The organism is Bacillus sp. 220_BSPC (assembly GCF_001054655.1).
In the GTDB taxonomy this organism is placed as follows: Bacteria; Bacillota; Bacilli; order Bacillales; family DSM-1321; genus Peribacillus; species Peribacillus frigoritolerans.
Genome location: NZ_JVPL01000229.1, coordinates 1 through 802 on the forward strand (window position 1 = coordinate 1; position 802 = coordinate 802).

Consider the following 802-nt stretch of genomic DNA (forward strand, 5'->3'; position numbering starts at 1 on the left):
AATAGGTAGCTTGTAATCGCTGGTGTTTTATAAGCTGCATCTTCGGCAACTGCTTCTGGTTACCTTTCTCAATCACTTGCTCAACAAGTGGCTCCAAAATATGACTGTCATGTGTATTACCAGGTGTTACAATCGTTGCCCATACATAACCGTTGCGGTCTGCGGCCGCGTGGAATGAATAGGCAAACTGTTTGTTTGTTCATCTTTCACATAGTATCCCCTCTCAGGATCCGTAGTACTTCCTTTAATTGCTCTGGTTTCTTCCCTATCAAATTTATCTGGTGAAAAAGGCTTCTTTCCATGGTTTTCACGACCTTGATTGATTTCATCTTAAAGACATCCTTGATATGCTCGTGTGCGAATAAGCGCAAATTTGAAAAGAAAATCGTACGCAAAGAAAAATTTTAAACATAGTTGATTGGAACGGGAGCTACGAGACTCCTGCGGGAAAAGCCCGTCTAGGGGAGACCCCGCAGGCGAAAGCCGAGGAGGCTCCCTGACCGCCCGCGGAAAGCGAGAGCCCTACGTTCCAATCAACGTCCAAATTTATACAAGCCAAAAAAACTGTAGACAAACTTGATTTTCATCGAGTTGAACTGCCCCGTAAATGTTAGACACCAAACTAACATTTACGGGGTGTTTTTTATGGCTAATTTTTCTGCCCAACAGAAAATATTCATTGTACGACTTTACCTTGAAGGAAAGCACAGCTATATGGATCTTCAGAAAATATTTGAAGTTTCTTATCAAATGATTCAAGGATGGGTTCGTTTATACCAAATTCAAGGAGCCGATGGATTTA

General features: G+C 41.9%; 1 protein-coding gene and 1 pseudogene. One reads left to right on the forward strand and one right to left on the reverse strand.

The features are described from left to right. Nucleotides 1-327, reverse strand: a pseudogene (locus ADA55_RS30660) (transposase); the annotation flags it as partial. Between the two features lie 318 nt (nucleotides 328-645). On the opposite strand from ADA55_RS30660, the gene ADA55_RS31450 reads away from it, so the two are divergent. Further along, nucleotides 646-802: helix-turn-helix domain-containing protein (locus ADA55_RS31450; RefSeq protein WP_152908325.1), on the forward strand; the 157-nt coding region annotated here is incomplete at its 3' end.